Source organism: Micromonospora sp. D75, assembly GCF_018070405.1.
Lineage (GTDB): Bacteria > Actinomycetota > Actinomycetes > Mycobacteriales > Micromonosporaceae > Micromonospora > Micromonospora chalcea.
Map to the genome: position 1 here is coordinate 1 of NZ_JAGPXV010000518.1, position 4,377 is coordinate 4,377.

Consider the following 4,377-nt stretch of genomic DNA (forward strand, 5'->3'; position numbering starts at 1 on the left):
GCCTCGTCGCGGCGCTGCTCGGTCGCGGCGCGGCGCTCGCGGGCCTCGGCGAGCCGGCTCTCGATGCCGTCGAGCACGCCCTGCGCGGTCTCCCGCTGCTCCATCAGCTCCAGCTCGGCGTCCTCCAGGTCGCTCTGCCGGCGGTTCAGCGAGACCAGCTCGTGCTGGAGGGCCTCCAGCTCGCGGGCCGGGCCGCTGCCCGAGGCCAGCCGGGCCTCGTCCTTGTTCTTGCGCGCCCGCACCTGGTCGACGTCCTTCTCGATCCGGGCGATGTCCCGGTCCAGGTCGTCGACCGCCACCTGGGCGCGGACCCGCTCGTCCTCCAGCGCGGACAGCTCACGCGCCAGGGCCTCCAGCTCGGCGCGTTCCGGCAGGCTGCGGCGGCGGTGCGCGAGCTGCGCCAGCGCGGTGTCGATCGCCTGGAGGTCGAGCAGGCGGCGCTGCACCTTCGGGTCAGCCTTCACGTCGGGGCTCCTTGTCGTCCGGCCGGGGCGCGGCGGCGTGCACGGTCCACGGGTCGGTGTCCAGGTCGGACACCACGGTCTCGACGCCCAGCGCGCCGGCCAGGTGGGCGGCCAGGTCGTCCAGCCAGGGTCGCTCGGTCGCCCAGTGGGCGGCGTCCAGCAGCGCCGGGCCACCCGCGGCGAGGTGTTCCCCGGCCGGGTGGTGACGCAGGTCCGCGGTGAGGAACGCGTCCACCCCGGCCGCGGTCGCCTCGGCGAGGAAGCCGTCCCCCGAGCCGCCGCTGACGGCGAGGGTACGAACCATACGCCCGGGATCCCCGGCGGCGCGAACTCCCCAGGCGGTGACCGGGAGCACGGCGGCGGCCAGCCGGGTCAGCTCGGCGAGCGTCATCGGCTCGGGCAGCTCGCCGATGCGGCCGATGCCCCGGCCGGGCCCGGCGGCGGGCGAGCCGGGGCGGGGCGGGTGCAACGGGCGCAGCCCGGTCAGCCCGAACCGGGCGGCGAGCGCGTCGGACACGCCGGGATCGGCCACGTCGGCGTTCGTGTGCGCCACGTACAGCGCGACGTCCGCCTTGATCAACCGGTGCACGATCCGGCCCTTGTACGTGGTGGCGGCCACCGAGGAGACGCCCCGCAGCAGCAGCGGGTGGTGCGCGACGATCATGTCCGCGCCGGCTTCGAGGGCCTCGTCCACGGTCTCCGGGACCACGTCCACCACGCAGGCGATTCGGCGTACCGGGTGGTCGGGCTCACCCACCACCAGGCCGACCCGGTCCCACTCCTCGGCCCAGGCGGGCGGGTAACGGCGGTCCAGGGCGGCCACCACGTCGGCGACGGTTGTGCTCACGGGCGGCCAGCTTACCGGCGTCCGGGCCGCTACACGCCGACCGCCGTCGGGCGTGGCTCCCGGGCGCGCCGGGAGCCACGCTCACACCGTCAGCCGACCGGGGCGACCGGCCGGTCCGCGCCGCGCAGGGCGGCCAGGCCGGCGTCCCAGGGGAAGGCGTCCGCGCGCCGCTCCCCCGTGCCGGGCGGATGCAGGCGTACGACGTGGTCGCCGAAGACCACCCGGACGCCCCACCCGGCCAGCCGGTCGAGGCTGGCCCGGAACGCCGGGTGCCCGGCCATCGCCTCGTTCGTGTACGGGACGGCAGCGATCGGCACCCCCATCCCCTGCGCCTCGACCAGCAGGCCGAGCGCGAGGGTGTCGGTGATGCCGACCGCCCACTTGTTGATCGTGTTGACCGTCGCCGGGCACACCAGCATGGCGTCCGCCGGTGGCAGCACGTCCAGGTCACCCGGGTTCTTGTAGTGCGTACGGACCGGGTGGCCGGTCTGCCGGGCCAGGGCCGCCCGGTCGACGAACTTCGCGCCGTCGGGCGTGGTGACCACGCAGACCGTCCACTCCTCCCGCTGGGCGAGGTCGACCAGCCGGCCGACGTGACGGGCCAGCGGCGAACCGCAGGCGATGACGTAGAGCACCCGCCGGTGCTCGCTCGCGGTCTCCGGACCGCTCATACTCCGACTCCCATGTGCTCAGCCAACTCCGCGATCGGCTGAGGCGGCGCACCACGTGTGCGACGGAGAATCTCGGACATCAATTCGTGCGCTATCGGCCGGCACCGGATCTCGGACGGCGCGAGCCGGTCGCCGCGCAGCAACATGTCCCCCGCGCTCGCCACGTCGCCGATCTGCGAGTAGCCCCGGGCCAGGTCGAGCAGGTGGTGCGCGCGCCGCTCCGGCAGCAGCGCGTTGAACGCGGGCTCGGACAGCCGCAGGTGCGTCTCCACCGCCCGGCCGCCGTCACCCAGCTCGACGGCCGCGGCGGCGCGGTGCAGCTCCAGGTTGGTCGGGCCGAAGGAGGTCCAGTAGTGGTTGTGGTCGCCGCCGAGCAGCTTGGCCGCCTCGTCGGCGCCGGCGAGCAGGTCGTCCACCGTCGCCGAGTCGCCGATCCGGGCGGCCGCCATCGCGCCCTGGAGCAGCAGCATGCCGTAGACGGAGAGACGTTCGGGCCGCACGTCGTTGTCGCCGCCGGGCGCGAGCCGGCCGGCGATGCGCACGTTGAGCTCCAGCGCGGGGCGGGGACGGCCCATCGCGACCAGCGCGTTGCAGACCCTCGTGGTGGCGATCCCGGCGAGCAGCGGGTCGTCGGCGCGCTGGGCCACCGCCATCGACCGGTCGGCGGCCAGCCAGGCGAGGTCGCACTCGCCGAGCTTGCGCAGCACCGAGGAGGCGATCTGGTAGACCTGCCCGAGCAGGTGGGCGGCCTCGCGTACCTGCTCGTCGGCGGCGTAGCCGGCGTCCGCCGCCTGGGCGTCGCGCAGCAGCTTCGGCAGCGCGCGGGTGAGCATGCCGTACCGGCCGTACTGGTAGGTCAGCCAGGCGTGGTTGACGGCCTTGCGCATGTCGGCCAGCGGCGGCGGGAAGGGCGCCGCGTCGAAGTAGGCGCTCATCGAGTCGTACCGCTCCAGGGCGGTGCGGATCTCCTCCACCTCGACCTGGTCGATGCAGTTGAGCGCGTCGGTGCGCCGCTCCGGGTCCTTGCCGTGCAGCAGTTGCACGTCGATCTGGAGGATGTCGGCGATCTCGTAGAGGACGGAGAACTTGTCCAGCCGGCGGACGCCACGCTCCACCTTGTCCACCCAGCTCTTGGACTTGCCGAGCCGGTCGGCGAAGACCTGCTGGGACATCTTGCGCCGGCTCCGCCAGTACGCCACCCGCCGGCCTATGGGTAGTTCGTCCATCCCTGCTCCCTCCCCCTCACGGCGCCGGCCGGTCCCCCCACGTCCCCCAGGCTTGCCCCGATCGCACAGGTTGTGCGTCCACCGACCAGCCAGTTCTCGTAGTTTTCGTGCAAGTTGCACCGACCGTTAGTCACCACAACGAGCGTGAGTTTCGGCAGTGACGGCTTTCGACGTGTGGCATGTGGACGGTTTCGCGGGACGAGAGGGGATGTCAGACATGTGGAGGAATGTCCGGCCGCGCGTCGCTCATCTGTCCCCGCTGGAACGGGTCCGCCTGCGCCGCGTCGCGGTGCGGTACGCGCTGCACGGCTGGCCGGTCACGCCCGGCGCCTGCCTGGCCAACAGCCGCTTCGTCTGCGGCCGGGCCGGCTGCCCCACGGTGGGCTGCCACCCCGCCCTGGAGGACTGGGAGCACGCCGCCAGCACCGACCCGGCCCGGGTGGCCACCTGGTGGCGCAGCCGCCCGCACGGCGTCCTGCTGCCCACCGGCCGCGCGTTCGACGTCCTCGAGGTCGCCGCCCACCTGGGCCGGCAGGTGCTGGACGCGGTCGCCACCCATCCCGCCGGGCCCGGCGTACGCGGCCCGGCGCTGGTCACCCCGACCGGCCGCTGGATGTTCCTGGTCCGCCCCGGCGACCCGCTGCGCCCGGAACTGGAGCACTGCTTCCACGTGGTGCGGCACGGGCCCGGCTCGTGGATCCCGGCCCCGCCGACCCGGCTGCCCGAGGGGACGGTGCGCTGGGCGGTCGCCCCGGAGCAGGCCCGCTGGCAACTGCCCGACTCGTACCTGGTGCAGAACGCGCTGATCGCCGCGTTACACGCGGCCGGCGTGACGCTCGGCGCGGACCTGTTCCCCGGCCACCTCCCGTTGCCCCGGCGGGGCCGCTGACCCACCCGTCCGCCCCGGACGGGTGGCCGACAGCGACCTCCCCGGCACCGGAATCGTTGAACCTGGCGAGGGCGCGTGCGCGCCGGAGCGGGGGTTTGAGGATGTCCAGGGACGACGCGGCCCGCCACACCGGCGGCACCGAGCCGGCGCGGCCCCGCCGCCGTGTGCACCCGTGGGCCTTCACCCGTCCCCTGGGCGTCCGCCCCGGCCGCCCCCGCCCGACGGGGTCCCGCCCCCCCCGCCGCCCCCGGCCCCCCCCCGGGCCCCCCACACCCCGCAC

Annotated in this window: 5 protein-coding genes; 1 reads left to right on the forward strand and 4 read right to left on the reverse strand. The window is 74.9% G+C overall.

Annotated elements, in window-relative coordinates:
* The 4 genes from KBX39_RS24505 to KBX39_RS24520 all read right to left on the reverse strand — a co-directional run.
* On the reverse strand, window positions 1-464 hold a 464-nt coding region (locus KBX39_RS24505), incomplete at its 3' end, for a zinc ribbon domain-containing protein (RefSeq protein ID WP_369010122.1).
* On the reverse strand, window positions 454-1,290 hold the full coding sequence (locus KBX39_RS24510) for a Nif3-like dinuclear metal center hexameric protein (RefSeq protein ID WP_210872708.1): 837 nt from the start codon (window positions 1,288-1,290) through the stop codon (window positions 454-456). The genes KBX39_RS24505 and KBX39_RS24510, both read right to left, overlap by 11 nt.
* Window positions 1,291-1,400: 110 nt before the next feature.
* The gene (locus KBX39_RS24515; RefSeq protein ID WP_030504216.1) at window positions 1,401-1,982 is read right to left on the reverse strand and encodes a flavoprotein; all 582 of its coding nucleotides are present in this window, start codon (window positions 1,980-1,982) and stop codon (window positions 1,401-1,403) included.
* A complete protein-coding gene (locus KBX39_RS24520) occupies window positions 1,979-3,208 on the reverse strand; it encodes a helix-turn-helix domain-containing protein (RefSeq protein ID WP_069088946.1) in 1,230 nt (409 codons plus the stop codon). Before KBX39_RS24520 ends, KBX39_RS24515 begins: the two co-directional genes overlap by 4 nt.
* A 217-nt stretch (window positions 3,209-3,425) precedes the next feature.
* On the opposite strand from KBX39_RS24520, the gene KBX39_RS24525 reads away from it, so the two are divergent.
* Window positions 3,426-4,097 (forward strand): bifunctional DNA primase/polymerase, encoded by a 672-nt coding sequence (locus tag KBX39_RS24525; RefSeq protein ID WP_064448263.1) that lies wholly within the window; start codon window positions 3,426-3,428, stop codon window positions 4,095-4,097.
* Window positions 4,098-4,377 lie beyond the last annotated feature (280 nt).